A 1,227-nucleotide genomic window follows, 5' to 3' on the forward strand; every position below is an offset into this window, starting at 1 on the left:
CTTCCGATCCCGGTGTTCTCGGAGGACTTTGTGGCGTACTTGGCTACGTAGGAGGCGATGGCCTGTTCGGTGAGGTCGGATCCGTCGCCGAAGGCCTTGACCGGCCGGACGTCCAGCTGCGTGCCCCAGCGGAAGGTGCGCGCCGGTTGGTCCCCGGCGGCCGGGATGCTGACGCTGGTGTAGGAGTGCGCGGCAGCGGCGCGGATGGCGTCGGTGAGCAGATCGGTGCTGGCCCATGAGGGTGGCGGGGAGTCGGGGCCGTCCGGTCCGTCGAGGCGGATCACGGCGTGGAAGTGGACGGCGCCGCGCTTTTGGAACTCGGCGACCTTGCCGTAGGAGACGCGGCAGGCGTCGGCGAGTTCGCGTTGTGTCAGTCCGGCGCGGGCGGCGATCTCGCGGCGAAGGCGGGTGGTGAAGCGCTGCCACAGGTCGCCCGCGTGGTTGTTGAACAGGACGGCGCCCGCGTAGTCGTACGTCTCCGGATCGAGCGCCGTCCCGAGCGCGGGGTCGTCGGCCGGATGCCGGGTCCCGCAGCGGCAGACGCCGTGGTCGGGGCGGTTGTGGACGGGGCCGAAGGACGGAGCGGTGAGGGTGGCGAAGACGCGGGGGTGGTCGCGGACCGTGGAGGGGATGTGGCGGCGGTCGTCGCCCGCCAGGCCCGCACGGATCAAGTGGTAGGTGTCGCCCGCGTAGGTCCATGCGCAGGAGGGGCAGCGGGAGGCGCGCCGGTTGCCGCAGGCCACGCGGAGGACACCGCCGGGTTCGGCGTCGGTCGAGTAGGAGTGGAGCACCTGCCCAGTGGCCGCGTCGCGCGTGACGGTCGAGCCCATGAGCCGGATCGGGTCGGTGCAGCCGCCGGTGCGGCGGAGCTGTTCTTGGATGCGGTCGAAGCCGGGGGACCCGGCCAGCCTCAGCAGGTCGCCAAGGGTGGCCGGGTCCAGGCCTGCCGTGGTGGCGGTGTCGGTCACGCGAGCGCCTCCGGCACGTCTGTGGCCATGGTGTCCAGGGCGTTAGCCGCGTCGATGGCTGCGGCGGCCAGGTTGCGCAGGGCCTCGGAGGTGCCAAGAGACGCGATCAACGCGACCTCGATGAAGTCACCCCCGATGCGGAGGCTGACGAAGGGGTTGGCGTGCTCGGCGAAGGATGTGACACGGAAGCGGGTGTCCGGCTCGATGTGGATCGAGGTCGTAAGACTCTTCACCTCACTTGCCCCCCTTCGCGTGCGCG

The 1,227-nt window shown here is 71.2% G+C and carries 2 protein-coding genes; both read right to left on the bottom strand.

The window, feature by feature from the left end:
- Nucleotides 1-968 (bottom strand): replication initiator (locus AB0I77_RS53675; protein ID WP_363290347.1); only part of this gene is annotated, 968 nt, incomplete at its 3' end.
- Nucleotides 965-1,227, bottom strand: a 263-nt coding sequence (locus AB0I77_RS53680) for a hypothetical protein (RefSeq protein ID WP_363290348.1), incomplete at its 5' end; no start/stop codon positions are given. The genes AB0I77_RS53680 and AB0I77_RS53675, both read right to left, overlap by 4 nt.

It is taken from the genome of Streptomyces sp. NPDC050619 (assembly GCF_040654815.1).
Taxonomy (GTDB): domain Bacteria; phylum Actinomycetota; class Actinomycetes; order Streptomycetales; family Streptomycetaceae; genus Streptomyces.